Here is a 26,616-nt window from a genome sequence, read left to right as displayed (position 1 = left end):
CAATGACGATGATTGAAGCGCTCAATAATGCTCTGGCCCTGGAGCTGGAGCGCGATGAACGCGTGGTCTTGCTGGGCCAGGATATCGGCCTCAATGGCGGGGTCTTCCGCGTGACCGATCAGCTCCAGCGCCGCTTTGGCGAGCGGCGCGTTTTCGATACGCCGCTGGCGGAGTCGGCCATTATCGGCACGTCGATCGGTATGGCGGTCTATGGCCTGCGCCCGATCGCTGAGATCCAGTTTGCTGGCTTCCTCTTCCTCTGTATGAGCCAGCTCGTGACGCAGGCGGCGCGCATGCGCTTCCGCAGCGGGGGCGCCTTTAGCTGCCCGCTGGTGGTGCGCTCGCCCTATGGCGGTGGTGTGCGCACGCCCGAGCTGCATTCGGATAGCCTGGAGGGGGTCTTTTTGCAGACGCCGGGCCTCAAGGTGGTGATTCCTTCGAATCCCTACGATGCCAAGGGGCTGCTGGCGGCTGCTGTGGCCGATCCCGATCCCGTGCTCTTTCTGGAGAATATTAAGCTGTATCGTTCCTTCCGTCAGGAGACGCCAGAAGAGTATTATACGGTGCCGTTGGGAAAGGCCAGAACGGTGCAGGCGGGCGAGGATGTGAGCGTCTTCGCCTATGGGGCGATGGTGCCGGTGGCCCTGGAGGCCGCGCGCCAGGCTCAGCAGGAGATGGGGATCAGCGTGGAGGTGATCGATCTGCGCACGGTCTGGCCGCTGGACGAGGAGGCGATTGTTTCATCGGTTGAGAAGACGGGGCGGGCTGTGGTGGTGCATGAGGCACCGCGCGCCGGCGGCATCGGGGCCGAGGTGACAGCGGTGATCAATGAGCGCTGCCTCTATTCGCTGCTGAAGCCGGTGGCGCGCGTAACGGGCTACGATACGCCCTATCCGGTGCCCGGCGTGGAGGACTATTATTTGCCAACGCCGGCAAAGGTGCTGGCGGCGCTGCGCCAGGTGATGGAACCCTGAGCTGAACTGAAGCGCGAGCGGAGGCCGGTTGATTGGTTGGTAGGGCGGCCTGGCTAGCTCACTCCTAGTAGACGCAGAGCAGAGCAGGATAACAGACAGACGAAGATCGCGGGCTGGGCTGCAATGCTGGAGCGGATGACAAGGCTGACCGCTCCGCGTGGGGGTCTTTGCCTCTGCGGCAGGACCCGGCCCGTGGCGGAAGAGGTTTGCTATGGTTGAGTTCAGATTGCCCGATCTGGGCGAGGGTATGGAGGAGGCGGAGATTCGCCGCTGGCTGGTGCGCGTGGGCGATCGCGTGACAGCCTATCAGGCGATCGCAGAGGTGGAGACCGATAAGGCGGTGACGGAGATCACGTCGCCGGTAACGGGCCGCGTGGCGGAGATTCGCGTCGGTGAGGGGACGGTCGCGCGTAAGGGTGAGGTGCTGGTGATCTTCGAGGAGGAGGCCGCCACTGCGCCGACGGCAGGGACGCGCCCGCCCGAGGCTGTGAGCGCGTCCGAGAGCAGGGCGCAGGTGGAGAGGCAACCCCCGGCGACAGCCGCGTCGGCGCCGCAGGCCGGCAGCGGCAGCGCCGCAGCGCTGGCCGGTGGGGGACGGCGCCGGGTCCTGGCGGCCCCAGCGGTGCGCAAGCTGGCCTTTGAGCTGGGGGTCGATCTGGAGCAGGTTCCCCCGTCGACGCCGGACGGGCGGGTGACCGTGGCCGATGTGCGCGCCTTTGCCGAGCGCCAGCGGGCGGCCTCTGTCGCGGCTGCCTCGACCGCTGCGAGCGCGACTGTCTCGGCGGCTGCAGGCACAGGCACTGAGGCGACCGCCGTCGGCTCGCCGTCGGTGGGGCCAGCGCCAACGGCACCCGCGGCGGAAGAAGAGCGCCAGGCCCTGACGGGGCTGCGGCGGCGCATCGCCGAGCGTATGGAACGCTCCTGGCGCACAATTCCCCATGCCACGGCCTTCGATGAGGCCGACGGCGCTGCTCTGGTGGCCCTGCGCGAGGCTCTCCTACCCGTGGCCGAGCGGCGCGGGCTGCGCCTGACCTACTTGCCCATTCTGGTCAAGCTGCTCATCCCTGTCCTCAAGGAGTTCCCCATTTTCAACGCCAGCCTCGACGAGGAGCGGCGGGAGATTGTCTATAAGCGCGTCTACCACATTGGTATTGCTACCGCCTCGCCCGAAGGGCTGCTTGTACCCGTATTGCGCCATGCCGAGCGGCTTAGCCTGGCGCAGATCGCCAGCGAGCTGGAGCGTCTGATCGAGGGAGGGCGGCGGCGTACATTGGGCCTGCATGAGCTGACGGGCAGCACCTTCACGCTCAATAACGTGGGGAGCTTCGGCGGTAGCTCTGGTACCCCCATCATCAATTATCCCGAGGCGGCCATTCTGGCCGTAGGCCGGCTCCAAGAGAAGGCCGTCGTACGCAATGGCTCGCTGGTGGCCCGTCCCGTGCTGCCTTTGGCGCTCTCCTTTGACCATCGCCTCATCGATGGGGCCCAGGCGGGCGCTTTTCTGGCACGGTTCAAGGAGCTGGTTGAGAACCCGCAGCAATTGCTGCTTGATACGATCTGACCGATCGCAGCGCGGAAGCTGAGAACGTGATTCTTGGTGCTGGCAGGAGGGACGGCCCGGCCCGCCCGCTCCCAACGGGGAAAGCGCTGTGTTGTCCGGCCCTCCTGCGGCAACGTGTCGGAAGGAGGCCGACCGTGGCAACTGCCGAAGAGATTATCAAGGCTGTCGCCGTTCTGGTGAAGCAAGAGGGCAAGGAGATCTTTAGCCGCGAAGACATTCGCCGCCAGCTTGGAGTTGATCGCCCGACCTGGGAGCGCAGCTATACCGGCATCTTTCAGATGATGCGCTCAGATGGCGTCTCGAAAATCAAGTATGGGACGGCGCGCCCGCGTCGGGTGGACAATCTGAACCATCCCTTGAAGGTGGGTCCCCGCTTCAAGGATGTCTTTCGCCGCGTCGAGCATGGGCGGCATACGCTGACCGAATATGGCTGGCGCCTGATTGATGAGGTGCTGGCCGAGGAGCGCTCGGGTTGAGTGCCCGCGGCAGAGGGCGGCGCTGCGGCTGCCCTGACAGGAAGGCTGAGAGATAGCTTTGTCCTCTCCCCCCCCCCGTGTCAGCCGGGCGAGCGCGGCGGCGAGCGAGGAGATGGCCGCAGCGCGCTCGCCCGGGACAGCGCAGGAGCGCCGCGGCAGCGATCTGCTCTAAGTGGGTCTGGGTCGCCCGCGATTGCGGAAGGCAAGAGAAAGAGTGGCCTGGCATGGCAGGGAGCGCCTGCGGGTCCTTTCACGCTGGGCTGGCCGCGCGGCTCGCCGGGCCTGGGAGAGCACGAGCACGGGAGCGGGCGCGCGCCAGGCGCCAGGGTCACCAGACGAGACGGCAGGCAAGGCAAGCTCTAGCGAGAGAGAGGGAAGGAACGTCTATCATGGTCGTAGGCGATGTGACCACGGCGGTCGATGTGCTGGTCCTTGGCGGAGGACCGGCGGGCTATGTGGCCGCCATTCGGGCCGCGCAGTTGGGGCGACAGGTAACGCTGGTTGATCCGGTACCGCCCGGAGGAACCTGTCTCCATCGCGGCTGTATTCCGCTGAAGGCGTTGCTGACCGCCAGCGAGCGCTACGCCGGGCTACGCGGTGAGGCCTTGGAACCCCTGGGGATCAGGCTGACGGGGGTCAGCTTCGATTGGAGCCGCATGCAGGCCTGGAAGGCGAGCATTGTGGCGCGCCTGGCCGAGGGCGTACGGCGCCTGTTGGCCGGCAATCGCGTGCACTATGTGGCCGGGCGCGCCTGGTTTCTCAGTCCCGAAGAGGTACGCGTCGAGAGCGAACAGGGCGAGCGCTTGAAGTTTGAGCACTGCCTGATCGCTGTAGGGGCCGAGGCCGAGCCGCTGCCGGGCCTGGACTACGATGGGCGGGAGGTGCTGACGCCGGAGCAGGCCCTGAGCCTGGAGGAGCTGCCGGAGACGCTGGCGGTGGCCGGCGCTGATTATGTGGCCCTGGAGCTGGCGACGCTCTTTGCGCGCCTGGGGGTGCGTGTGCAGCTCTGCCTGCCGGGCGATGAGATGCTGCCAGGCGTGGAGGCGACGGCTCTGCGCCTGGTGCAGGCCGGGCTGCGTCAGCTCGGGGTCGAGATCAGCAGCAATCTGCCGCCCGAGCGGGTGGAGGGGCGCCCGCTGGTGGTCTGCGGCGGCCTGCGCCCGCGGACGGCGGGGTTGCAGCTAGAGATGGCGGGTGTAAGCTGCAATGCGCGCGGAGCTGTGCGGGTCTCGCCGTCGTTGCAGAGCAGTGCCGCCCGCATCTATGCCGCGGGCGATTGCGCGGCTACAGGGGCGCCACCCCTGGCCAGTGCCGCCATCAAACAGGGCAAGGTGGCGGCTGAGGCGCTCTGTGGGCGCCGTGTGCAATTTGCGCCGCTGGCGCTGCCGCGCGTGGTGCTGACCTCGCCCGAGCTGGCCAGCGTGGGCTATACGGCGCAGGAGGCGGAGCGCGCCGGCTACCGCGTCAAGACGGGCCGCTTTCCGCTGGGGGCGAATGGGCGCGCCCTGATGCTGGGCGGTGAGGCGGGGATGGTCCTGGTGGTGGCCAATGCCGCAGATGAGAGCCTTCTTGGCATGACGATCGTGGGACCGCGCGCCGGCGAGCTGATCACAACGGGGGTGCTGGCGATCGAGATGGGAGCGACGCTAACCGATCTGGCTGAGCTGCTCTATGCACATCCCGGGCTGGCTGAGGGCCTGCTGGAGAGCGCCGAGGGGGCGCTTGGGCTGGCCATCCATGTGCTGGGCCGGGCCGCGAGAGGCTGAGGGGGCAGGTCCCGGGTGTACCTGCGCTCAACCTCTCGCCAGCCAGCTAACCAGCCTGCAGGCTGGTCGCCCGCTGAGCTACCTCCCTTCCTGCCTGGCAGCGACGGCAGGCAGAGCAAGCGCTCCCTAGCGCGACGAGGCGGCGTGCATCGACCCGAGGTGGCCGCCGATGATGCCGCTGATCAGGGCAAGCAGGAACGAGAGCAGATTGATGAAGATCAGGATGATGTAGAGGTCAAGGAGTTGGCTGCCAGGGATGGAGGTGCCTGCGCTTTGGTCGATGAGCGGTGACCGCGTCGCGGGCAGCATGGAAACGATGGTAATCACCAGCCAGACGCCGGTGCCGATAGTGGTCAGCAGGGCGGCGGTACAGCCGGTTGTTCCCCCGACGGTGTAGCCATCGTCGCGCACCCCGGTGCAGCGCGCGATGAGGCTCGCCAGCAGCAGTGCCAGACTGCTGGGTAGGCCAAGCCAGAGGCAGAGCAGTATGAGTAGCCGCACCTCCGGCGCCCACGCTAGCCCGAGTTGGTCGAAGAAGAGGGCAAAGAGGAGTAAGAGCTGACCCGCTGCGGTGATTGCCCCTCCCAGGAGGCCGATCGTCAATGGCAGGCGTTCACTCAGCGTCGGCTCACAATGTACTGATGGGTGTTGCATACTGCCCCCCGCCTGGGTTTAAAAGAGAAAGACGATGATCTCTGTTCGCTTGTCTCTCCTGTGATAAGGTACGTCTTGCGGGTAGAAGACTTCTCGGCCAGGATTCCTGGATGTGCCGCTATTATGGTCTTAATCTGAGCCGTTCCTGTCTCTAAGGCGCGCCGCAGAAGTTATGCCTCACTTCTAGTTATGTATCCTTTTATGGAAATTTGCAAGACCATAGACAAAAGGGGGGTGACGAAGAAAGTATACTGCTTGCTTCGTTGTTAACGTTGGAGTCACTTGAGTGTGGCAAGGTGTTTCTTTTCTTGTGTACGTGACCGCTGGTGATTCTTTTCTGCTTTTGATGGTTCTGCTTTCTCTGCGTGGCCTTGCCGGGACGGGGCGCCGCTCGCGCTGCCTGGCGCGCTGTTGAGCGGCGACGGTGACCAGCGCGGTCGCCAGTGGACGCCTGCCCTCCGGCTCACGCGTGGTCCTCGCGCGGTGAAGCTGCCCGGGCCAGTTCCCGGGTCGGTCCCCCGGCCAGCGACGCGGTTAGCTCGTGGCGTTGACTGCTGTCTGCAATAAGGAGGTTTCAGCATGATAGCCGGTCTGGTCAATCTCATGCTGGCGTTGCTGCGCCTGCTCTGGTTCCTGCTCTCGACGCGCGTGGGCAATCTGCTGGCGGCGGCGGGCTTACTGGTCGGTGGTTTGCTCTGGGGGCTGACCTCGCATCAGGTCCACTTTCAGAGCGCCCCCCCGATTACGTGGTTTCAAGATTATTCCTCTGACGACGGCTACGATTATGTGCAGATCAATCATGGCCGGCAGTTCTACGTGATCAAGGACGCCGATTTTTCGCCCTATCCCGGCGGGGTCTTTGTAGATACGCGGCCCAGGCTGCTTTCTCTGATCTATGAGAGCGATGCGCAGCAGCCGGTAGAGCTGAATCTAGAGAGTGGCGAGCGGCTGACGGGCAGCGGCTACCGCGTGGTGGCCTTTTCGCTGGTGACCGACACCGGCCAGCCCTATACGTTTACGACGCCAGACTACCGCGCCTATCCCCAGGGCTTCTACGATGATCATTGGCCGCTGGCGACGGGGCTGCTGCTGGTCGGCTTTGCCTTTCTGGCCTGGGCCTTGCTGGGGCCGCTGGTGCTGGATCTGCTGCTGCTGCGGCAGGGTCGTAGGCCGGGCGAAGAGCAGATCTCTACAGAGCGGGCCTATCGCTTGCTGGGACGCCAGCTAAGCGATCCGTGGCCGTCGCTGAGACGGAAGAGCGTGCGCGAGTTCGATCCGCGCGATCTGGCGAAGTAGCGTAAGGCGGGCGCCAGACGCGGGGCCGCCTGGCTCTTGGGGCTGGGGCCCGCACTGCAGCAAAAAGACCAGCGGCGGAGGGTGGGCGCGCACGGCGCTCGCCACTGGGCAGGCGCCGGCTCCTCCTGCCGCTGGTCGCTGCGGGCCTCAAGAGCCGCAGGCAGAAGAAGGTTAGAGCAAATGAAGCAGGACACGCTAGATGTGGAAGTGGTCTGCTTGCTTGCTTGATTGCTTGCCTGCTAACCTGATTAGTCGAAATGGGACATGCCGGGCGCTCCTCCTTTCCAGGGACCAGGTCCGGGATAGAGGAGCCGCCAGTAAGCAGTATGCCCGCTCATCCGGTCTTCCGCTCTGGAAAGGGAAGGTCTTTCCAGATCTGGCGCTCGGGATCGTAGATGCTGCGCAGGGCGTGGAGCGGTATTTCGACCTCGTAGCCCGGCTCTTCAAGGGTGATGCGCAAGCGGGCCGTCTTTTCGTCGGCGGCCAGAACCCTGCCCGACCAGATGCCTGGTCGCAGGCCGGGCAGATAGTAGCGGACGCGCTGGCCGACCAGTGATTGAATGAACATGATGGTGTGGCCTCCTCTCTTCTCGCGTCGCGTGCTGCCGCGCGCGGCGGCTGCTCAAAGGGTAATGACAGCTTGACGGACGTAGCCGGCCTGACAGGCGCGCCGGCGAAAGGCGCGTTGCTCGTCCGGCGTGCCGTAGAGCTTGGTCTTGATGGCTGCCCACTCCCATTCAAGGGCGCGGTAGACGTAGAAGGTCTTGTTTTCGATCGGAAGGAATTCCTGAGTGAGCCGGTCGGCCTCGCGCAGGTGCTGGCTGAGAATGAGCGTTTCGAGGCTCTTGACGATGAAGCCGCCGCGGGCCCAGTGCCATGTACCGTCGGTGAGCATCTGGCCGGGCTGCTGCCAGACGTCGAGCGAGAGGCGCACGAGGGCGGATGCGGCTCCCTCTCGGCCCTCCAGGCAGGCGAGCTGATAGTGAAGCTGCATGATGTCGCCATCGTGGAGAATGCGACCACGCAGGCGGCGGGCTTCCTGGATGGCCTCGTTGAGGGCGCCGGGATCGCCCTTTTCGCGGGCGTATTCCCCCAGAAGCACGGCGCGGTAGGCGTGGCAGACTTCTTCATACGGACGCCCGCGGACAAGCGCCAGGGCGCTCTGGACAAGGTTCAGGGCTTCAAGATAGCGACCCGCACGCTCAGGAACGACGGCGCTGCGCATCAGTAGCCGCGCCGATAGCTCCGGCTCGCTGAGGGCCCGCAGGACCAGGGTGGGATCGTCTGCGCTGCTGCAGGCCACGGCGAAAAAGGGCAGCGATTGACAGATGGTTCGCCGACTCAACAACATAGGCTTCCTCCTCCAGGAACTGCCCGCCTGGGACAGATACAATCAGGGGCGCTACTATGCCAACTCGCTCGTGAAGCTCACGCGCTCACAAGCTCTGACCATCCGCTATCTCTATCCGAAATAGATTACGGTAATAAGTATACGATAGATATATCACAAATTCAATACCGAAACCATGTTGGCTACCGATTGATCCGAAAAAGCGTTATAGTAGGGATACACTTGGACAGGAGCTAGTGATGTATCGTTTGCGTATCGCTGAACTCCTGCGGGAGAGGGGGCGGAGCCAATCGTGGTTAGCGAGAGAAGCTAAGATACCCGAATTGTTGGTCCGGAAAATGATCAGGGAGCCTACAACTTACCGCCCGACCTACGTCACACTGGACAAGGTCGCACGCACGCTGAAAGTGCGCGTAGATGACCTCTACGAATGGCTGCCTGATCCTGAAGATGAGGCGTCCTGACCCACACCCCTTTCAGGCTGGCAGATAGACTGGCCATCTTTGCCCTTTTATGATTGTGTTCCCATCCAGGTCCTTGGCCATCGTGCTGCCCTGGCCTGCTGCCCTTGGGGGCCCCCTCTCTGCTGCGGGTGGTGTGCTTGATTTCCTCCTCACTCCTCTCTCAGCTCAATGCCGTACGCTTCCTGCTAGGAGCACTATCGTGCTCCTTCTCTTATCCTGAGAACAAAACATCCTATTGAGCGTCTTCTCAGGCTGTACCAGCCTGCGGCTCGCCCGCCTTCCTTGGGGGCAAGGGCTATACTGACTATGCATAGTATAGTCTTTTAAGAAGGGTATGTCAATAGAGGGTATTAATATACAGCCTCATTTAAAGAGGGTGGTTCTCATGGAGACTCCACTGATGTAATAGAGATATGCTATGCTTGCGCCATGCCGATACGCATCAAGCTTCGAGAGGTTGCCCAGAGCAAGGGAATAGGGCAATCACGCCTGTCGCGCTTGGCTGATATGGATGTCCATATGATCCAGCGCCTTTACAGAGATCCTTATGCAAATATTACCTTAGCGACGCTGGAGAAGCTGGCGCGGGCGTTGCGTGTTGAGCTGGCTGAGCTGATCGAACTGGACCCGCCGTTGGAAAAGGAGCCAGAGGCAGACGGGTCCTGACAGCTTTCCGGGCGGCCTCGCTCTCCCGGGTGGCGCTACTGGCAGCGCTTGCCAGGGGGCTAGAGGGTCTTCCTGTGCCCGAAAACCAGTTCACAGGTTTGAAAAAGGCCCGCTGGGAGGGAGGCTTGCAGCGGCTTGACGGGGATGGAGCCAGATGCTATCGTAGAGCCGGAAGGCCGAAGCGGCCTGCCGGGTAATTGCGAGCAGCGCCCGAGGGAATTGGGAGAAAACCGGGAGCTGGAAGAGCATCGCCAGGAAAGGAAGCGAACAGATGGAGGCGCTTCTCTCTGCAGATACACCGCTGGAAACGGAAAGGGTCTGGCTGGGCATGCTGCGCGCCCTGCCGCCGGCCCGACGGGTAGCGATGGCCTGGAACTGGACCGGCTCAGCGATCAACATCGGACGCCTGAACGCCTTGACCCAGCACCCTGAGATCGATGCCCATGAGGCGGCCCTGAGCCGTGTGCGCTTTCGTTACGGGGACGCGCTTGAGCGCCTGAGCGAGGAGCGTCGTCGCCGGCTGCCAGATGCTGAGCTGGGGAGCTTCCCGCCGCTGCAAGAGGTGCTCTGGCCGCTCCTCTCCGCCCTGGAAGCGCTGCAGATTACTGCGGTTCCCCTCTCGCTGGCCATCCCCTTCTATGGCGTCCCCCGTGCCCTGGGCGAAATCTCACTGGCCGTCGAGCGCCTGCCGGAGCGCGCGGCCTGGCAGCAGCGGCTGCCTGAGCGTTTCTGGCTTGATGAGACGGCTGGGGCTGAGCCGGGTCTGCGCCTGATCGAACTGCAGAGCCTGCTGCCCGTCTGGCTCTGGCCCGCCGACAGCGGCAACAACGCCGCCCTTCTGCAGTGCCTGCTTGACAGCCGCCGTGTAGCGCCCCTGCTCGAAGAGGCCCCACCGCTCCCCGTGCCCTCCCCTGAAGCCCTCCTTCTCTACCTGCTGGCCTGGCGGGGCGAGCTGCGAGCGACCAGTGATGAGCGCTGGTATGATTTCCTGGGCATTCTGAAAATGCAGCAAATCGCGACCCTGGACCTGGAGCGACTGCGGGCGCTGGCCAGAGACCTGCACTGCCTGCCCCTGCTAGAGGAGGCTCTTGCGCGTACTGGCCTGGATTTCTGAAGAAGAAAGGAGCCAAAGGTGTCTTCTTCCCCTCCTCCTCTCGAAGAGACCTTATTGCCGCTGGCCGAAGCCCTGGAAGCGCTCGCTATCCGCTATGTGATAGGCGGCTCGGTCGCCAGCTCGCTCTATGGCGAGCCGCGTCAGACAGCCGACATCGACGTAACCATTGAGTTGCTCGATCCCCAGCAGATCAAAGCCCTTGTCAAGAAGGTCACCCCTTTCTACTATATTGATGAAGATGCTTTTCGGCAGTCATTTCGCTATAGAAGAAGTTTCAGCATTATATCGCTCAAAACATACATCAAAGTTGACATCTTCTTCCCTCAGCATCGTGCTCTCGACCGCGATGCCTTCGCCCTGGCTCGCTATCGGCCCCTGGAGAGTGGGGGAAAGCGTCTTTTCCCTATTGCCCCGCCCGAGGTCATCGTCCTGCAAAAGCTAGAGTGGTATGTCCTGGGAGGGCGTAGTTCCGCCAGGCAGTGGAATGATATTCTCGCAATCTTACGGATGCAGGGGTCTCAGCTCGACCTGGCCTATCTGCGAGCCCAGGCCATCGCCCTCCAGGTGAGAGACCTGCTAGAGCAAGCCTTGCAGGAGGCCGGCCTCCAGTAGGTTGGGCGAGCCTTCCTGCGACAAAAAAAGAGCGAGCCGGGGGTAAAGCCCCCGACTCGCCGGCCTGCAATCTCTCCAGACGGGCTGAGCCTGGCCCCCACTCAGGAGGCCGCAGAACGCGGCTGAGGCGGGCGCGTAATGGCCCCCTCCGAAGCTGACGAAACCAGCGCCGCGTACTTGGCAAAGACCCCGCTCGTATAGCGTGGAGCTGGTGGCTGCCAGCCGGCCAGGCGGGCAGTCAGCTCCTCATCCGACAGCTCCACACTCACCGAGCGCTTCTCAATATCGATCACCACCGTATCGCCATCGCGCAAAGCCGCCAGCGGGCCACCGACCGCCGCCTCGGGAGCGATATGGCCGACCATCAACCCGCGTGTCGCCCCACTAAAGCGGCCATCCGTCAGCAGGGCCACCGTCTCCCCCAGGCCCTCGCCCACAATCGCGCTCGTCACCCCCAACATCTCGCGCATCCCCGGACCGCCGCGCGGCCCCTCGTAGCGGATCACCACCACATCGCCCGGCTGAATCTGGCGCCCGATCACCGCCTGCATAGCATCCTCTTCCCGATCAAAGACGCGAGCCGGCCCGCGATGATAGAGGCGCTCGTGACCGGCGATCTTCACCACGCAGCCCTCTGGCGCCAGATTTCCCTTCAGAATCACCAGGCCGCCATTCGGCTTAATCGGATTCTCCACCGTGCGCACCACATCCTGACCCGGGGTCTCCTGAGCCTGGGCCGCCTCCTCACCGATCGTCCGGCCAGTGGGCGTCAACTGATCGCCGTGCATCAAGCCCGCCTCGATCAAACGCCTGGCCAGCAGAGGCGTCCCGCCGGCGCGGTCCAGATCCAGCGCCACATAGCGCCCGCCCGGCTTCAAGCTAGCGATCAGCGGTGTCCGGCGGCTAATCTCATCGAAATCATCGATCGTCAGCGGAATACCGGCCTCACGAGCCAGGGCCAACAAATGCAGCACAGCATTCGTCGACCCGCCCGAAGCCGCCACGCCGGCGATAGCATTCTCAAACGACTTACGCGTCAAAATATCGCGCGGCGTCAGACCGCGATAGAGCATATCCACCACCAGACGCCCGCAGCGCTCGGCCACCTCATCCTTGCGCGGATCGGTGGCTCCCACGCTGGCCGTCCCCAGTGGCGACAACCCCAAAAACTCCAGAGCCATCGCCATCGTATTGGCCGTATACTGGCCGCCGCAGGCCCCGGGTCCGGGACAGGCCACATTCTCCAGCTCATGCAGATCCGCCTCACTCATCCGTCCGGCGGCGGTTGCCCCGATGGCCTCGAAGACATCCAGAATCGTCACATCCTGGCCGCGGAACTTACCGGGAGCGATCGAACCGCCGTAGAGCACCAGGCCTGGCACATTCAAGCGGATCAGCGCCATCGCCGTCCCGGGCAGGGTCTTATCGCAAGCCGCCAGCGCGATCACCGCATCAAACATCTGGCCGTGGCTGACCAACTCGATCGAATCGGCGATCACCTCGCGGCTCACCAGCGACGCTTTCATGCCCTCGGTGCCCATCGAAATACCATCGCTGACCGCGATCGTATTGAACTCCATCGGTGTCCCACCGGCGGCGCGGATACCTGCTTTGACCCGCTCGGCCAGGCGGCGCAGATGGAAATTGCAGGGCATCGTCTCGATCCAGGTATTGGCCACGCCGATCAAGGGCCGCTGCAAATCCTCATCGCGGAAACCGATAGCCTTCAGCATGGCGCGAGCCGCGGCCCGCTCGCGCCCATCGATCAAGACTCGACTGCGGTGCCGGGGATCAAAAGCCATAGAACAGCCTCCCTTAGAGTACTGCCTGTATTATACTCCTAATACGCCCAACGCTCAACGCAAGAACACGTCCCAGAGCGCAGCCGCACAGGAGCGCTGGCGCGGACTGACGACAAGCGCGGCTGCCCCGCCAAAGCGCCCGTCCTCGCCCTACTCGCTGACGCCGCGTCTGAAGACAGCCACCCTGACTGAGCGGTCGGCCATAGCCCGACCTCAGCCCTCATCGCTAGCGCCAAAGTGCCTGAACTTTCAGAGCCTGGCAACAAGCGCTCTGGAGCATGCCCCATGACTACAGGTGCCAGACCGTGCCCATAGGCGTCAGACCGCATAGGCCGCCCAGACGTCCATAGATGACTCTAATGACCTACCGGGCGATCAGATCCTTGACATGACAATAGAGCCGAAGCATGCTATTATATCCCTGCACCTGAATCACCTGTCAGTCAGCAGGAGCGCACCCCAATGACAACAACCGGCGTCGCAGCACTACCAGTCTTCCTTTCCTGGTCGGGATCAACTCAAGATCAGCTCTGGCGTAACAGAATCTATGACTGTCTGGAGCGGCTTCAGACTCGCTACCAGATCACCTGCTATGATGCGCACGCCATTCCCCCGGGCCAGGAGCGGGAGAGCTATCGGCGAGACTGCTTTGAGCGCGCGCGCCTGATAATACTCATCATCAGCCCTGATTTTCTTAAAGAAAAGAGCTGCCTGCGCGAAGCCGAGGAGGCGCTGAAGAAGCAGCAACAAGGGCGTGCGCGCCTTGTTCCCATCAATGCCCGCGAGGCCTACCTGAGCGAAACCATCAAGTCGCTGCAACTGGTGCCAGCCAAACCGCTCAAAAGCTGGAAAAACAGCGACGCCGGCCTGAAAGAAGTAGAGGCACAACTAGCGACAGTCCTCGAAGAACTGGGAGCCATCCCCAGTGAGCAGCCGGCCCTCACGCCCCAGGAGCGCGAGCGCCTGCGCCCCCTCATCATCGACTGGCATGTGGTAGCGCAACAGCGCCTGAGCCATTTCGTAGGGCGCGAACAAGAGCTAAACGCCGTGCGCCAACACATCGCAGCCCTCCAAGAACAGGAGCAGGGCGGCTATCTGGCCGTCACCGCGCCAGCCGGCGAAGGCAAAAGCAGTCTCATCGCGCGGCTCATCGTCGAAGAAGAGCAGCGCGGCCAGAAGGTCATTGCCTACTTTCTCCCCGGGCAGCCCGGCCCGGACGGACAGATCGACCTGCTGCGCCATATCCTGGCCAGCCTGGTAGACAAGCATCAGCTCCCCATCAGCTACGCCACCGTTGGACGCGATGAGCTGCGGCTTGCCCTGCGGAGCATCCTGGCTGAGCTAGCGCGGAAAGGCCTTCGCGAAGTCATCTACATCGATGGACTCGACCAGCTCGCAGCCGGTCCGAACGGAGAGCGTGATCTGAGCTGGCTCCCCGAGAGACTGCCACAGGGCATCGTCTTTGTCATTGGCCTCCGGCCCGACGATACACTGCACCACCTCAAGAGAGGCCGGCGATTATCTGAATACCAGCTTCCGCACCTCAGCCAGAGCGACTTTGGCGCCCTGCTCAAGCGGCAACAGGTGCAACTCCCTACGGACCAGATCGCGCGCTCTTACCGCATCCTGCAAGGCCATGCCCTCTATCTCAGCCTACTGACCAACGAGCTGGCCCAGCGGGGGGAACCGATCTCGCCGGCCCTCGTCGAGGAAGTGCTTCGGCGCATCGAGAACAACCCCGCAGACCTCTTCGGGTCAGCGCTGGAGCGGCTCAAGCACGACCCGGCCCTCTGGGAGAAGCTCCTCTACCCCTTGCTCGCCGTCCTGGTAGTCGCTCAAGAGCCACTCAACGAAGGACAACTGCGCTCCATCCTGGGGCTAACGCACGAGCGCTGTCAAGTGGGCCTGGAGCGCCTCGGAGGCCTGCTCACCCGCGACGGACAGGAGCGCTACGAACTCTATCATCTCAAGCTACGCGAGTATCTCCAGGGGGAGAGTCAGCCTGACCAGGGGAAGCCCGGCGCCCTCCTCGCGCCCGATGAAGTAGCCGTCTGGCATAGCCGCCTGGCAGACTGGTGCGCGGGCGAAGACCCCGCCGTGATCTGGCAGGACAGTTACGAGCCGCGAGAGCAAGGGCGGCGCCAGTATGCGCAGCGCCACCTCATCCGTCACCTTTACCTGGGCGGCCTCTCCCAGTGGTCACGACTCTTTAGCCTCCTCGATCTCGGGCACTACAGCCGGCAGAAACTGCAGATCGACACAGGAGGGAGAGCCTTAGTGCTGGATCTCGACCTAGGGCGCCGCGCCGCCGGCTGGGAGGGCTGGTCTCCAACGGAAGCGCTGGCCCAGCTCCCGCGTCTATGGGCCTACACCCTCCTGCGCTGTCTGCTGGCGAGCAAAGCGAACGGCTACCCGCCGGAAGCCTTTCGCCTGCTCGTGGCCCTGGGCGATACCACCAAAGCCCGCGAGCTAGCCGCGCTCGTCACCGAGCCACGCTGGCGAATTGAAGCCCTCCTGTCAGTCACCTGCCAGCTAGCGCAACAGGAGGGAGCGAGGCGCAACGAGTGGCTCCAGACCTACAGTGCAGCCGAGGACGAGATCGCTGCACTTGAAAACCAGGACCTCAAAGATAGCCTCTCTGCCAAACTGGCGCTGATTGCCCTCAACGCTGGCGACCAACGGCGCGCCAGCCAGGTCGCAGACCAGATCGCCGACGCTTTCCAGCGCACAGCAGTGCGCCTGAGCCTGGCCGAGAGCTGGCTGACAGCAGGAGAGACCGAAGCGGCGCAGGAGATCCTTGACGAGGCCTGCCAGCTCCTCCTAAGCGCCGCTCATCTGGCCGAGACCGACGCCCTTTGGAGCCGCTGCGCGCTCCTGTTCTGGCGGCTTGGCCAGCCCCAGCGAGCAGAGGAGGCTCTGCGCCACGTGCAAGATGCTCTCCAGCGGGCCCGCCATCACCTGGCCCTGGGCTGCCTGTACGCAGCGCAGGACCGCCAGGAGCAAGCCGGACAGGAGTGGGAAGCGATGCGCCGGGAGCTCCGGGCGGTCAAAAGCCCCGAGCGCAAGATCGAAGTCTGGCTAGAGCTGGTGGAACGCTTGCTGCAGCTCGGCGGGACCGGACTGGCAGAGAAGGCCAGGGCCATTCTTGACAGGCTAGAGCAGCAAATACTACAGAACAACAACCGCCAGCTCTGGAGCAAGCTGATGCTGGCCTGGGCGCGTGCGGGGAACTGGGAAAAAGTGGCGCAGATAGAGAGCCGTCTGATATGGAGTCGGCAGCATCTACTGATCTCCATTGAGCTAGCACTCATCGCCCTGGAAAGCGGCGAGCGCTTGCGAGCTTACCAGATCTGGCAGCGTATCCAGCCAGACATCGAGCTACTGGCGGAAAGCTGGCGCTGGCCGATTCTGAGCGAGCTGGTCAAAACGCTGGCGGCCGTTGGCGCCTGGGAAGAACTCCAGGCTGTCATTGATAGCAGGCGCTCGCCTGTCGAGCAAGATCGCCTCTGGCAAGAGGCCTGTAAGTCTCTACGGGAGCGGTCCCCGCAGCAGCGCCCAAAGGAAGGAGCGCTGAGCAAACTGCGTCGCTGGCAAGAGGCCAAACAATGGCTCCGGTCGCGGCTATTAACTGGAGAAGGCCGGGGAATAAGGCCGCTCTTCGCCCAGAGCGAGCAAAGCAGCGGCACCGCGGCCGGCCTGGCCGCGTCTGGGCTGAGCATGCCGAGCCTCTGGAACGGCAATCAGCCCCTGTCCGAGGCAGAAAAAAAGGCCCAGAGCCTGCCAGCTCCAGAGCCACAGGGACAACTCGCGGAGCACCTGCGCCAGCTCCAACGGGCCTGGCGCGAAGCACGCGCCATCAACGAAGCGCGCAAACATTTCGCCCTCATCAGCGGCCTGCTGCCGCTCACACCAAAGCTGGCCACGGGCCTTCTCAGAGCCTGCGAATGGGTTGAGAACTTCGTACAAGGTCAAAAGCCGCTGCCGGCCCTCAACTTTCCCGAACCCCCCGAGCGGCCAACGCCCGGACCAGACGGATCGTACCAACCGCATTAGTACAAGAGCGCGAGCCGAGGCCGAGCTAGAGGGCAAACTGCGCCTCGGCCTCATCGACGATCATCTGAGCGATCACCAGTGAAGAAGTAGCCGCCGGCGAAGGGGCGTTCTGCACATGCAGCACGCGCTGCCCGCGGCGAAAGACAAAGTCGTCGACCAGGCTACCATCGGGAGCCAGGGCCTGGGCCCGCACCCCACTCGGCCCCGGCAGCAAGTCCTCCTCTCTAAGCGTGGGCACATAGCGCTGGACCTGGCGCACATAGGCGCGCTTCACGTAGTCGCGATAGAATTCGGCCAGACCCAGGCGCCAGTAGCGGCGGGCCAGGCGCCAGAAGCCACCATAGCTCAGCGTCTCCCACAGCTCGCGCGGATGAAGCTGCCAGCGGCCATAGCCTTCGCGCGCCAGAGCCAGCACGGCGTTTGGTCCCACCCAGACCTCACCATTGGGCCGCAGCGTCAGATGGACCCCCAGGAAAGGAAACCGCGGATCGGGAACAGGATAGATCAGGCCGCGCACCAGATGGCGCCGCTCGGGGCGCAGGACATAGTAATCGCCGCGGAAAGGCACAATACGCAGGCCGCCGTCGTCGCCGGTCAGGCGCGCCAGATGATCGGAATAGAGGCCGGCGCAGGTAATCACAGCGCGCGCCCGCAGCTCTTCCTCCTGGCTGCCAGACTGGCCTGACGCTTTAGAAGGAGCACCAGGACAACGGATCTGAACCACCACTTCATCGGCCCGCGGCACGAGGCCCACCACCTGGCTGCGCAGGCGCAGCTCAGCCCCGTGAGCGGTGATCTCCTCAGCCAGGGCAGCGGCCACGCGCGTGAAATCGACGATCCCCGTATTAGGCGAATAAATGGCCCGCAGCCCCGCGGCGGCTGGCTCGATCTCGCGCAGGCGCTCAGGGCCAATCAGCTCCAGGCCCTGGACGCCATTGCGCTGACCGCGCTCGTAGAGGGCCTGCAGGCGTGGCAGCTCCTCCTCCGTCAGCGCCACGATCACCTTACCGCAGAGCTGAAACGGAATGCCGTGCTCGCGACAAAAAGCCAACATAGCCCGCTGGCCGGCCACGCAGGCGCGGGCCTTCAGCGAGCCAGGGGCATAATAGATACCGGTATGCAGCACGCCGCTATTATGGCCTGACTGATGAGCGGCGATGCGCGGCTCCTTCTCCACCACGAGCAGGCGCAGGCCCGGGCGGCGTCGCAGGTACTCGCGCGCCGTAGCCAGCCCCACCAGGCCGGCACCGACAATAATCAAATCGTAGCGCTGCATTTGTCTAACCAAAACAGCGAAGCCGGCCGCTTTATTCCCAACCGTGGGACCGGGTCGGGGGAGAAACTGCTCCTGTTGAGCTAGTCGTGTGCTATACTTAAGTGGCAATCTCCAAGAGAACCCACTGGTTCGTTAGCCAGAGAACGCGAGTCACCACTAGAGACGCAACAGAGGTACAAAGATCCATGTCACAGAATACGCCCATTACCGTTGCGTATGGGGATGGCATTGGCCCGGAGATCATGGCGGCCACCCTGGAAGTGATCAAGGCCGCTGGGGCGCGGATCGACATTGAAGAGATCGAAGTAGGAGAGAAAGTCTACTTGCGCGGCGTGCCCTCGGGCATCGAACCGAGCGCCTGGGAGTCTCTGCGCCGCACCAAAGTCTTTCTCAAAGCGCCCATTACCACGCCGCAAGGAGGGGGCTACAAAAGCCTGAACGTCACCATTCGCACGATGTTCGGCCTGTACGCCAATGTCCGCCCCTGTGTTGCCTATTACCCCTTTGTCGACACCAAATATCCGGGGATGGATGTCGTCATCATCCGCGAGAATGAGGAGGACCTCTACACCGGCATCGAGTACCGCCAGACACATGACATGGTGCAGAGCCTCAAGCTCATCAGCCGACCGGGCAGCGAGAAGATCATTCGCTACGCCTTTGAATATGCGCGGGCCTACAACCGCAAGAAAGTCACCTGCTTCGTCAAAGACAACATCATGAAGCAGACCGATGGCCTCTTCCACAAGATCTTTGAGAAGGTGGCCGCCGAGTATCCAGACATTCAGAACGAGACCTGGATTGTTGACATTGGCTCGGCCAAGCTGGCGGATACGCCCGAAGCCTTTGATGTAGTGGTACTGCCCAACCTGTACGGTGACATTCTCTCGGATGTAGCGGCTCAAATTGCTGGTTCGGTGGGGATGGCCGGCTCGGCCAACATTGGTGACCAGTGTGCCATGTTTGAGGCCATTCACGGATCGGCGCCGCGACGTGCCGGTCAGAACGTGGCCAATCCCTCGGGGCTGCTGCTGGGCGCGGTGCTGATGCTCGTGCATATCGGGCAGCCGGAGGTCGCGACGCGCGTGCACAATGCCTGGCTGCGCACCCTGGAGGACGGCATTCACACCTACGATATCTACAGCGAGAAGGTCAGCAAGAAGAAGGTAGGCACGAAAGAGTTCGCGCAGGCCATTATTGAGCGCCTGGGGCAGATGCCGCAGACGCTCAAGCCGGTCAACTACACGGCGGCGCCGAAGCTGGCCAACGTTCAGCGGGTCAATCAGGAGCCGCTGGAAAAGAAGGAGCTGGTAGGAGTAGATGTCTTCCTGGAGTGGCGCGATGGCGGCCCGGATCAGCTAGGCGAGGCCATCAAGCGGCTGGAGGGCGACGGGCTGCAACTGACGATGATTACCAACCGCGGGGCCAAGGTCTGGCCCAATGGTCTGCCAGAGACCTTCTGTACCGATCATTGGCGCTGTCGCTTCCTGGCCAGCAACGGGCAGGCGCTGCGTCCGCAGCAGATCATTGCTCTACTGCATCGCCTGGCGGAGGCCGGCTTTGACTTCATTCAGACAGAGCATCTCTATACCTTCGACGGGCGCCCGGCCTTCTCGACCGCCTCGGGCGAGTAGCTAGCCGACTGACTGACTGGCTAGCGGGGAGCGGCCACACTGGCCAACAGACAAGAGGAATTAAGCCTACGGGGAGCAGCGACACAGAGGGCCTGCAAAATGAGACGTAGGTCACTTCTGGAGTCCTGCTCCCTGTGTGCTATTATCTTGAGAGAGGCTCTGTTGCCTGTTGACGGCTGAGTCTCAGGAGATGAGAAGCAATCTCTCTATCTGCGTAAGTAAGGAGGATCTTGCTATGCCAGTTCGCACCGCTGAGGCGGAATGGAAAGGTGACCTGCAGAGTGGTCAGGGGCAATTGAAGCTAGGCACGGGAGCCTTTGAGGGCCAGTATTCCTTTAAGACGCGCATGGGTGATGATACATCGGGGACCAATCCCGAGGAGCTGATTGCGGCGGCGCATGCGGCCTGCTTCTCGATGGCGCTCTCCGCGGGTCTGGCGCGTGCCGGCTTTACGCCGACGAGCGTGAAGACGAATGCGCGTGTGCATTTTAATGCGACGGGCCAGGGCTATGCGATTGGCCCGATTGAGCTGGAGACCACAGCGGTGGTGCCCGGCATCGATGAGGCGAAATTTCAGGAGCTGGCCAACGAAGCCAAGCAGAATTGTCCGGTCTCGAAGGCGCTGGCCGCCACAGAGATCCGGCTACAGGCGAAGCTCGTCCAGCAGTAAGGTCAGCGGGAGCCGCCTGAGAGAGATTTGACCAGACGGGTAGTTAGCAGCCTCTGGTCTGGCTCCTGTTGGCCTACGCCAGCCAGGCGTATTACTTCCTTCCGTACTTTCTTGCTTCCCTGTGTGTTTGCCTGCTTGTGTCCCCCTTAGCAGGGTGGCGGTCTGCCCTGGGCGGAGCGGTCCAGCGCGGCGCTGGCCGGCTGCCTGGTGGCAGCCGCTGCATGTGCGGTCCTGGCCGCTTAGCCGCTGATCCTTCTCGCATCGTTCCGTTCCCTTGTCTTTCACGTATGGCCTGGGCTGGGGTAGGGCCTGGCCTTGCCGGAGGCTGGGCATCAGTATGCTGCAGCCTGCTGTCGAAGGTGGGGAGAGAAAGGCGAGATGAGTGGATTGGTGGATAGGTGGGTGGGTGGTGGCTGAGGGATAGTGGCGCCGTTGTTAGGGATGTTGCGTTATAGAAGTGGTAGGGGTGCAAGTTGGAGCGGGTGGACGATGGGGTAAGATTAGAGTGGACAGAGAACGTGCTAGAGGAGTCTGTGAGCTGCAACAGAAGGCGCGTCGCAGCGGGCGGCGTCTGCGCTGTGCCGGCTGGCGGTGGCCAGGCCAGGCAACGACAAGGGGTGAGAGCATGTATCTCGGCATCGACGTGAGTGAGCAGACCCTACGCGGGGCCTACTTTCAGCAGAGAGAGGTAGTGCTGACGTCGCCGGTAGCGGTGCCGGCCAGCTATGAAGAGCTAGTAGAGGCGCTGGTCCAGCAGGTACAGGAGGCTTCACGGGTGGGCGAGGCCATTCGGCGGGTAGGGGTGAGCATTCCTGGCAACTGTACTGAGCGGCGAGCGATTTGGGTGCCGTCGCTGCCCTATCTCAACGGGCGCGATCTGGCGGATGATCTGCGGGCGCGGTTGGGAGTATCGGTGATGCTGGCGAGCGATGCGCAGCTAGCCTTGCTGGGGGAGGTCTGGCGTGGGGCGGCGCGTGATCGCCAGAGTGCGGCGCTGGTCAGTGTCGGCACGGGGGTGAGTGGGGCGCTGATGTTGGGGGGGCGCATTGTGCATGGGGCGCATGGCAGTGCGGGCGCCCTGGGCTGGCTGGTGCTGGATCGGCAGCAGGCGCCAGATCCGGGACACGGCTATCTGGATCTGTATGCATCGGCGTCGGCCCTGGCCTCGCAGGGGCGCTTGCTTGATCCGCCACTGTCGCCGGAGGAGATCATTGCGCGGGCGCGCGAGGGGCAGGCGGCCTGTGTGAAGCTGGTTGCCGACTGTGCAGCGGTGTTGAGCATAGCGGTGGCGGGCCTGGCCAGTCTCTTTGATCCAGAGGTGTTGATCTTTGGGGGGGCGCTGACGAGTGCCTTTGATCTGTTTGCCCCGGTCTTGCGCGAGGGGCTGCAGCGCTATGGGTCGCCGAGTGTGCGGCAGACGCCGTTAGTGGCTGCTCAGCTTGGGAGCGATGCGCCGGCCTACGGGGCCTTGCGGGCGGCGATGCTGTTGCAATCGGTGTGGGCTTGACGGCGCGGGGTAAGTGAGATGAGGTGAGGTGAGGCGGGGGCTGGTAGCGCTGAAAGGGGACTGAATGGGCAGGACCTCTTGCTTTTTCGGTCCCGGTCGTGCTATAGAGAGGAATGCAATCGATGGCTGAGTGGCTGCCTGCGTCCGGGGCAGGGCCTGGGTGCGCTGGCGTGGTGGGCGCGGCGGCTGGCCGTGAGCTGAGTGGGTCAGCGACGGAAAGGAAGGATCTTTTCGGAAAGGGGGGCCTCTGATATGGTCTACCGCAGTGTGGGACTCTATCGTCTGTTGGGGGTGCTCGCTCTGGTGGTGACGCTGCTGGTGGTCTGGCTGGGCTGGCAGTTTGAGGTAGCTATTCGCAATGCACTGCTGATTATGTGTCTCTTTTTCCTGGTGATTGCCTGCATGTACTTTCATTTGGGAAACGAGGAGGCGCGCGGAGCTTTCCTATAGTTTAGAGAGCGCGGAGAGGTGTGCGAGATGGCGAACAGACGCTGAGCGGGCCGGGGCTGCAGCGTGGTGGCTGCGGCGCTGGTCCGCTGGCTTTTTCGGGAGGGCTGTTGCGCGGGGAGAATGCGGGCGGAGGTGAGCGAGGGCGGGATGGTCAGCCTGCTTCGGCCCGAAAGAGGCGGTAGGTCGTGCGAAGCTGGCGGGTGAGCGGGTGATCAGGGCCGGCTGCTCGCTCGTAGATGGCCAGCGCGCGCTCCAGCAGGGGCAGCGCTTCGTCAGAGCGGCCCACATCCTTATAGAGCAGGGCCAGATTATACAGAGTAGCAGCGACCCGCCGGTCAGCCGGACCAAACGTCTGCTCCAGGAGAGTAAGGGCGCGTTCGAGCAGAGGCAGAGCCTCAGCGAGGCGACCCAGGCGGCGATAGAGGAGAGCCAGATTATGGGCAATCGAACCCGTAAGGCTCGGGTGTGGCTGATGAGCCTGCTCACTGAGGGCGAGGGCCTGCTCAAAAAGGGCGCAGGCCTCTGGCAGGCGGTTCAGACGCTCATAGCAGAGAGCCAGGGCGTTCAGAACCGAAAGCGTCCTGGGGTCAGATGGGCCGAAAACCTGCTCCGAGAGCGGGGCCAGGCGTTCGAAGAGAGGAAAAGCCTCAGCCAGGCGGCCCGAGCTTAAGTAGAGAGAGGCCAGATGCTCAAGCGTCGCGGCGGTCAGCGGATGAGCGGAGCCAAGCACCCGCTCACGGATAGAGAGCGCCCGCTCAAGCAAAGGCAGCGCCTCCGAAGAGCGCCCCAGGAAGCGGTAGACGAAAGCCAGATCAGAGAGAGAGGTCGCTGTCTCAGCCTGGTCAGGGCCAAGCACCCGCTCGCGGATAGAGAGCGCCCGCTCAAACAGCGGCGCAGCCTCCTGATAGCGTCCCTGCTGGCGCAGATAGGTACCGGCCTGCTGAAGCAAGCTGGCCGCGGTCGCGGTCTGCAGCGCTGGCTCTTGGGTGATCCAGGCGGCGCAGTGCAGCGCGTGCGGCAGCAGGCCCTCATACGTCGGCCAGTGCTCCCGCTCCTGGCCGGGGTAGGCGATCGCCAGGGCCTCGATCGCCAGCCGCTTCCAGGCCACCTGCTCCTCTGCTGGCAACCGCTCGGGCAGGGCCTCCCGCATCAGCATATGGATCTGCAGCGTCTCTCTCTGGGGATCACGCATCAGGAGAGCCTCGGATTGCAACGTTGTCAGTGCCGACCCATCTGCAGCCGTGGCCGCCAACGGATGAGGAAGCCGGGCCAGCCCTCTGGTCAGGAGCAGCTCGGGGATGGCTTCAGGGGCCAGGCAGGCGCAGAAGCATAGCAGCCCAGCGGCGGCGACGTCGCGCTGACGAAGGCGCTCAAAGAGCAGGCTGCTCAAGACCTGGCGCAGGCCATGCTCGATCTGACGCAGACCCTCATCGGGATCGTCGCGGCTGGCAAGGGGCAGCCCGTCGGCGGGCAGCGGCGCCAGATCGTCGCCCACGCTTCCTATCCACGCGCAAGCACGCAGCACGACCGGGATCAGCACCAGCTCCCCGATAGCCTGACGTCGCCGGGCCTGCTGTAGCTCGGCCAGGCGCTCGGACACAGCGAGATAATCAGGGCTGAGCAGAGCCAGGAAAAGCGCGGCGCGAGAGAGGGACTGCGCTCGCGCCTGCGTAGCGGCCTTATCGGGAGCCGATGGGCCTTCATCCCAGAGCGCGATCAGATCCTGCGTTGCCAGCGGCCTCAGCACCGTCAGCACGCGCTCGCGCCAGGGAGCATCAGCGTTGGCCCCAGACCAGGAGCAAAAAACGGTGACAGCGGGTGATCTCATCGCTCTCCTTCTCGCGCCGTCCGCCTCAGAGAGCAGCAAGGCAGCGTTTGCTTAGTAGCGGTCCATTGCTAACGAGTATAGCTGAAAGTGGAACAGGAGGCAAGAGAAACAGCGAAAGCACAAAGTAGAGACTGCGGCTCAAGCGGTGCGGTAGGCCAGGCGCTAACCAGCTAAAAGAGGACGCCGGGCGAGCCTGCGCCTGCGACGCCCTCCCTCTCACGCCTGAGTGCCAGGCGCCGACCTAATTGATGCGCTTCTCGCGACCGGCCCACTCGCGTTCACGAAGCACAAACTTCTGAATCTTGCCCGTCGACGTCTTTGGCAGCTCGCCGAACGAGACCGCCACCGGGCACTTAAAATGCGCCAGATGCTGGCGGCAAAACTCGATGATCTCCTGCTCTGTCGCGCTCTGGCCAGGCTTCAAGGTCACGAAGGCCTTCGGGCGCTCGCCCCAGGTGGGATCGGGGATACCGATCACCGCGCATTCCAGCACGGCGGGATGGCGCGCCACCACCTGCTCCACCTCGATCGTCGAGATATTCTCGCCGCCCGAAATAATAATGTCCTTGGCGCGATCGCGCAGCTCGATATAGCCATCGGGGTGCCAGACCGCGATATCGCCCGAATGAAACCAGCCGCCGGCAAAGGCCTTCTCCGTCGCCTCGGGGTTCTCATAATAGCCCTTCGCCACATTATTGCCCCGCATCAGCACCTCACCCATTGTCTGCCCATCCCAGGGCACGTCGTGCATCTCGCTATCGACCACGCGCGCCCGCTCGGCGACAACGTAGCCCTGGCCCTGGCGTGCCAGCAAACGGGCCTGCTCCTCCTCTGGCAGCGTGCTCCATTCCTCATGCCACTCGCAGACCGTATACGGGCCGTAGGTTTCCGTCAGCCCATAGACGTGGATCGGGCGCATATTCAAACGGCGCATCTGCGCTAGCAGTGTGGGCGAAGGCGGCGCCCCAGCCACGGTCACCGTCACCCCGCGTTCGATGCGGTGGGCCTTCGGATGATTCACAATGAAGATATGCACCGTTGGCGCCCCGTTATAGTGCGTTACCCCTTCCTGCTCCAGGAGGTCCCACACCAGGCCAGGATCAACCTTACGCAGGCAGACATGGCGCGCCCCCACGGCGGTCACCGCCCACGGGAAACACCAGCCATTGCAGTGGAACATCGGCAACGTCCACAGATAGACGCTGCTACTGCTCATCCCTGTCTCGATGACCTCGCCCAGAGCATTCAAGTAGGCGCCGCGGTAGGTATACATCACGCCCTTCGGATTGCCTGTCGTGCCCGAAGTATAATTGATCGAAATCGTTTCCTCCTCATCCTCCAGCCAGCTCTCTGGTGGCTCTGGCGAGCCGGCGGCCAGAAACTGCTCGTAGGGGTCAGAGGGCTGGCCGCTATCGTCAATGCGCACCACCTCGACGCCGGTCAGCTCCAGAGGCTCCACCAGCGGTAGCAGCTCGGCGTCGACGAACAGGAAGCGGGAGCCAGAATGCTTCAAGATATAATCGATCTCCTTACTGGTCAGGCGCGTATTGATTGCCACCAGGATGCCACCGGCGGCGGGCACGCCGAAGTGAGCTTCCAGTAGGGCGGGAGCGTTGGGGCTGAGGAAGGCGACGCGATCGTGTTTGCGCAGGCCGGTGGCGCGCAGTTGATTGGCCAGGCGATAGACGCGCTCGGCGAACTGGCGGTAGGTATAGCGGCGCTCGCCGTGGACGACGGCCACCTTCTCGGGGAAGACCAGAGCGCTGCGCTCCAAAAAGCTGACTGGTGTCAGCTCGGTACGATAAACCTTAGCATGGGCGGCCATACAAGTTCTCCTCCTTGCCGTTCCGTTCCCATCGACAGGGGGGCGGCGCAGGCTCCCCTGTGAGCCTGCTGCGCCTGCTTCTTTGACCTGGCCTGATTGTTGGTGCTGCCGTGCTGGTGCTGGGGTGGGGCCTCTTGCGGCCTGCATTTCCACCCGGACGGCAGGCCGGCCAGGCTGACGATACCTTGTTATTATTGCTTAGTATACATCATCGCAGGTCGCCCAAGGTCCTGGGGTCGCTCTTATGTCCGGGCGCTGCGCTCTTGCATCGTCGCAGGCCGTTCAGGCCAGATAAGCATCGCGTTCGGGTGATAATAACTATAACTGCCTTCAGTCTATCAAGCTCTTTCGTCTGGTCAGATCAATCGAAACTCTCATATATTGACAATGATCTCCGTCTGTTGTATATCATATAGAAGACTGTGTATAGAGAAGGCGCATCCTGAGCATCGCTTTCTGATCCTCTGCGATCGCCCCCTCTGATATACAGAACAGCTGGTTATCTGACCTGCATTTTAACAATGATCCACACTGTCGGAGGTGGTATTTTTATGCCCCTCGAAGCTCCTCATGATCGTCCTACTCATTTCAATCTAGATTCTGGCAAAAAATCCATTTCTCGTAGAAGAAGGAAAAA

21 protein-coding genes are annotated in these 26,616 nt (G+C 63.1%); 14 read left to right on the top strand and 7 right to left on the bottom strand.

The window, feature by feature from the left end; translation table 11 throughout:
• The first annotated feature begins 8 nt into the window (after positions 1 to 8).
• From AC6H1L_RS07435 to AC6H1L_RS07420, 4 genes are all read left to right on the top strand, one after another.
• Positions 9 to 974, top strand: a complete 966-nt coding sequence (locus AC6H1L_RS07435; protein ID WP_497601522.1) for an alpha-ketoacid dehydrogenase subunit beta — start codon at positions 9 to 11, stop codon at positions 972 to 974.
• Between the two features lie 211 nt (positions 975 to 1,185).
• Positions 1,186 to 2,535 (top strand): dihydrolipoamide acetyltransferase family protein, encoded by a 1,350-nt coding sequence (locus AC6H1L_RS07430; RefSeq protein ID WP_497600893.1) that lies wholly within the window; start codon positions 1,186 to 1,188, stop codon positions 2,533 to 2,535.
• Between the two features lie 134 nt (positions 2,536 to 2,669).
• The gene (locus tag AC6H1L_RS07425) at positions 2,670 to 3,011 is read left to right on the top strand and encodes a hypothetical protein (RefSeq protein ID WP_497600892.1); all 342 of its coding nucleotides are present in this window, start codon (positions 2,670 to 2,672) and stop codon (positions 3,009 to 3,011) included.
• A 389-nt stretch (positions 3,012 to 3,400) separates the two neighbouring features.
• Positions 3,401 to 4,777, top strand: coding sequence for a dihydrolipoyl dehydrogenase family protein (locus AC6H1L_RS07420; protein WP_497600891.1), 1,377 nt, complete (start codon positions 3,401 to 3,403; stop codon positions 4,775 to 4,777).
• A 126-nt stretch (positions 4,778 to 4,903) separates the two neighbouring features.
• Here the strand turns inward: AC6H1L_RS07420 and AC6H1L_RS07415 are convergent, their stop codons facing one another.
• The gene (locus AC6H1L_RS07415; protein WP_497600890.1) at positions 4,904 to 5,431 is read right to left on the bottom strand and encodes a hypothetical protein; all 528 of its coding nucleotides are present in this window, start codon (positions 5,429 to 5,431) and stop codon (positions 4,904 to 4,906) included.
• 579 nt (positions 5,432 to 6,010) lie between these two features.
• Between AC6H1L_RS07415 and AC6H1L_RS07410 the strand changes: the two genes are divergently transcribed.
• A complete protein-coding gene (locus AC6H1L_RS07410) occupies positions 6,011 to 6,727 on the top strand; it encodes a hypothetical protein (protein ID WP_497600889.1) in 717 nt (238 codons plus the stop codon).
• A 334-nt stretch (positions 6,728 to 7,061) separates the two neighbouring features.
• On the opposite strand, the gene AC6H1L_RS07405 is transcribed toward AC6H1L_RS07410, so the two are convergent.
• A complete protein-coding gene (locus tag AC6H1L_RS07405; protein ID WP_497600888.1) occupies positions 7,062 to 7,295 on the bottom strand; it encodes a hypothetical protein in 234 nt (77 codons plus the stop codon).
• A gap of 54 nt (positions 7,296 to 7,349) precedes the next feature.
• Positions 7,350 to 8,078, bottom strand: coding sequence for a hypothetical protein (locus AC6H1L_RS07400; protein WP_497600887.1), 729 nt, complete (start codon positions 8,076 to 8,078; stop codon positions 7,350 to 7,352).
• A gap of 239 nt (positions 8,079 to 8,317) precedes the next feature.
• Here AC6H1L_RS07400 and AC6H1L_RS07395 point away from each other — a divergent pair, with 239 nt between their 5' ends.
• The 4 genes from AC6H1L_RS07395 (at position 8,318) to AC6H1L_RS07380 (ending at position 10,934) form a co-directional block, all read left to right on the top strand.
• A complete protein-coding gene (locus AC6H1L_RS07395) occupies positions 8,318 to 8,542 on the top strand; it encodes a helix-turn-helix domain-containing protein (protein WP_497600886.1) in 225 nt (74 codons plus the stop codon).
• Positions 8,543 to 8,971: 429 nt separating this feature from the next.
• Positions 8,972 to 9,208, top strand: coding sequence for a helix-turn-helix domain-containing protein (locus tag AC6H1L_RS07390; RefSeq protein ID WP_497600885.1), 237 nt, complete (start codon positions 8,972 to 8,974; stop codon positions 9,206 to 9,208).
• Positions 9,209 to 9,479: 271 nt separating this feature from the next.
• Positions 9,480 to 10,322, top strand: coding sequence for a hypothetical protein (locus tag AC6H1L_RS07385; protein WP_497600884.1), 843 nt, complete (start codon positions 9,480 to 9,482; stop codon positions 10,320 to 10,322).
• 18 nt (positions 10,323 to 10,340) lie between these two features.
• Positions 10,341 to 10,934, top strand: coding sequence for a nucleotidyl transferase AbiEii/AbiGii toxin family protein (locus tag AC6H1L_RS07380; protein WP_497600883.1), 594 nt, complete (start codon positions 10,341 to 10,343; stop codon positions 10,932 to 10,934).
• A 101-nt stretch (positions 10,935 to 11,035) separates the two neighbouring features.
• Here the strand turns inward: AC6H1L_RS07380 and ilvD are convergent, their stop codons facing one another.
• Entirely contained in the window at positions 11,036 to 12,736 is a 1,701-nt protein-coding gene (gene ilvD, locus AC6H1L_RS07375) for a dihydroxy-acid dehydratase (protein ID WP_497600882.1), read from the bottom strand.
• 462 nt (positions 12,737 to 13,198) lie between these two features.
• On the opposite strand from ilvD, the gene AC6H1L_RS07370 reads away from it, so the two are divergent.
• On the top strand, positions 13,199 to 16,789 hold the full coding sequence (locus AC6H1L_RS07370) for a TIR domain-containing protein (RefSeq protein ID WP_497600881.1): 3,591 nt from the start codon (positions 13,199 to 13,201) through the stop codon (positions 16,787 to 16,789).
• A 25-nt stretch (positions 16,790 to 16,814) separates the two neighbouring features.
• On the opposite strand, the gene lhgD is transcribed toward AC6H1L_RS07370, so the two are convergent.
• On the bottom strand, positions 16,815 to 18,065 hold the full coding sequence (gene lhgD, locus AC6H1L_RS07365) for an L-2-hydroxyglutarate dehydrogenase (protein ID WP_497600880.1): 1,251 nt from the start codon (positions 18,063 to 18,065) through the stop codon (positions 16,815 to 16,817).
• Positions 18,066 to 18,250: 185 nt separating this feature from the next.
• Between lhgD and AC6H1L_RS07360 the strand changes: the two genes are divergently transcribed.
• The 4 genes from AC6H1L_RS07360 (at position 18,251) to AC6H1L_RS07345 (ending at position 22,326) form a co-directional block, all read left to right on the top strand.
• On the top strand, positions 18,251 to 19,699 hold the full coding sequence (locus AC6H1L_RS07360; protein WP_497600879.1) for an NADP-dependent isocitrate dehydrogenase: 1,449 nt from the start codon (positions 18,251 to 18,253) through the stop codon (positions 19,697 to 19,699).
• 235 nt (positions 19,700 to 19,934) lie between these two features.
• The gene (locus AC6H1L_RS07355) at positions 19,935 to 20,369 is read left to right on the top strand and encodes an OsmC family protein (RefSeq protein WP_497600878.1); all 435 of its coding nucleotides are present in this window, start codon (positions 19,935 to 19,937) and stop codon (positions 20,367 to 20,369) included.
• 625 nt (positions 20,370 to 20,994) lie between these two features.
• Positions 20,995 to 21,876 carry an ROK family protein gene (locus tag AC6H1L_RS07350; protein WP_497600877.1) on the top strand — a complete coding sequence of 294 codons (882 nt, stop codon included), beginning with the start codon at positions 20,995 to 20,997 and terminating at the stop codon, positions 21,874 to 21,876.
• A gap of 252 nt (positions 21,877 to 22,128) precedes the next feature.
• Entirely contained in the window at positions 22,129 to 22,326 is a 198-nt protein-coding gene (locus tag AC6H1L_RS07345; RefSeq protein ID WP_497600876.1) for a hypothetical protein, read from the top strand.
• Positions 22,327 to 22,477: 151 nt separating this feature from the next.
• Here AC6H1L_RS07345 and AC6H1L_RS07340 read toward each other — a convergent pair whose 3' ends face one another.
• Together AC6H1L_RS07340 and AC6H1L_RS07335 are read right to left on the bottom strand one after the other, a co-directional pair.
• Positions 22,478 to 24,154 (bottom strand): tetratricopeptide repeat protein, encoded by a 1,677-nt coding sequence (locus AC6H1L_RS07340; protein WP_497600875.1) that lies wholly within the window; start codon positions 24,152 to 24,154, stop codon positions 22,478 to 22,480.
• A 241-nt stretch (positions 24,155 to 24,395) separates the two neighbouring features.
• Positions 24,396 to 25,979, bottom strand: coding sequence for an acyl--CoA ligase family protein (locus AC6H1L_RS07335; protein WP_497600874.1), 1,584 nt, complete (start codon positions 25,977 to 25,979; stop codon positions 24,396 to 24,398).
• Positions 25,980 to 26,616 lie beyond the last annotated feature (637 nt).

The sequence above is a fragment of the Thermogemmatispora argillosa genome (assembly GCF_059696725.1).
Note: the sequence above shows the minus strand (reverse complement) of the source record. Positions and strands in the feature narration are given on the sequence as shown.

Bases quoted from the DNA above. Each gene is read 5' to 3' on its own strand.
- AC6H1L_RS07415 (WP_497600890.1), bottom strand. From the start codon at position 5,431: ATGCAACACCCATCAGTACATTGTGAGCCGACGCTGAGTGAACGCCTG.
- AC6H1L_RS07390 (WP_497600885.1), top strand. From the start codon at position 8,972: ATGCCGATACGCATCAAGCTTCGAGAGGTTGCCCAGAGCAAGGGAATA.
- AC6H1L_RS07435 (WP_497601522.1), top strand. From the start codon at position 9: ATGATTGAAGCGCTCAATAATGCTCTGGCCCTGGAGCTGGAGCGCGAT.
- lhgD (WP_497600880.1), bottom strand. From the start codon at position 18,065: ATGCAGCGCTACGATTTGATTATTGTCGGTGCCGGCCTGGTGGGGCTG.
- AC6H1L_RS07420 (WP_497600891.1), top strand. From the start codon at position 3,401: ATGGTCGTAGGCGATGTGACCACGGCGGTCGATGTGCTGGTCCTTGGC.
- AC6H1L_RS07350 (WP_497600877.1), top strand. From the start codon at position 20,995: ATGTATCTCGGCATCGACGTGAGTGAGCAGACCCTACGCGGGGCCTAC.
- AC6H1L_RS07385 (WP_497600884.1), top strand. From the start codon at position 9,480: ATGGAGGCGCTTCTCTCTGCAGATACACCGCTGGAAACGGAAAGGGTC.
- AC6H1L_RS07360 (WP_497600879.1), top strand. From the start codon at position 18,251: ATGTCACAGAATACGCCCATTACCGTTGCGTATGGGGATGGCATTGGC.
- AC6H1L_RS07370 (WP_497600881.1), top strand. From the start codon at position 13,199: ATGACAACAACCGGCGTCGCAGCACTACCAGTCTTCCTTTCCTGGTCG.
- AC6H1L_RS07345 (WP_497600876.1), top strand. From the start codon at position 22,129: ATGGTCTACCGCAGTGTGGGACTCTATCGTCTGTTGGGGGTGCTCGCT.
- ilvD (WP_497600882.1), bottom strand. From the start codon at position 12,736: ATGGCTTTTGATCCCCGGCACCGCAGTCGAGTCTTGATCGATGGGCGC.
- AC6H1L_RS07395 (WP_497600886.1), top strand. From the start codon at position 8,318: ATGTATCGTTTGCGTATCGCTGAACTCCTGCGGGAGAGGGGGCGGAGC.
- AC6H1L_RS07430 (WP_497600893.1), top strand. From the start codon at position 1,186: ATGGTTGAGTTCAGATTGCCCGATCTGGGCGAGGGTATGGAGGAGGCG.
- AC6H1L_RS07410 (WP_497600889.1), top strand. From the start codon at position 6,011: ATGATAGCCGGTCTGGTCAATCTCATGCTGGCGTTGCTGCGCCTGCTC.
- AC6H1L_RS07400 (WP_497600887.1), bottom strand. From the start codon at position 8,078: ATGTTGTTGAGTCGGCGAACCATCTGTCAATCGCTGCCCTTTTTCGCC.
- AC6H1L_RS07405 (WP_497600888.1), bottom strand. From the start codon at position 7,295: ATGTTCATTCAATCACTGGTCGGCCAGCGCGTCCGCTACTATCTGCCC.
- AC6H1L_RS07340 (WP_497600875.1), bottom strand. From the start codon at position 24,154: ATGAGATCACCCGCTGTCACCGTTTTTTGCTCCTGGTCTGGGGCCAAC.
- AC6H1L_RS07335 (WP_497600874.1), bottom strand. From the start codon at position 25,979: ATGGCCGCCCATGCTAAGGTTTATCGTACCGAGCTGACACCAGTCAGC.
- AC6H1L_RS07355 (WP_497600878.1), top strand. From the start codon at position 19,935: ATGCCAGTTCGCACCGCTGAGGCGGAATGGAAAGGTGACCTGCAGAGT.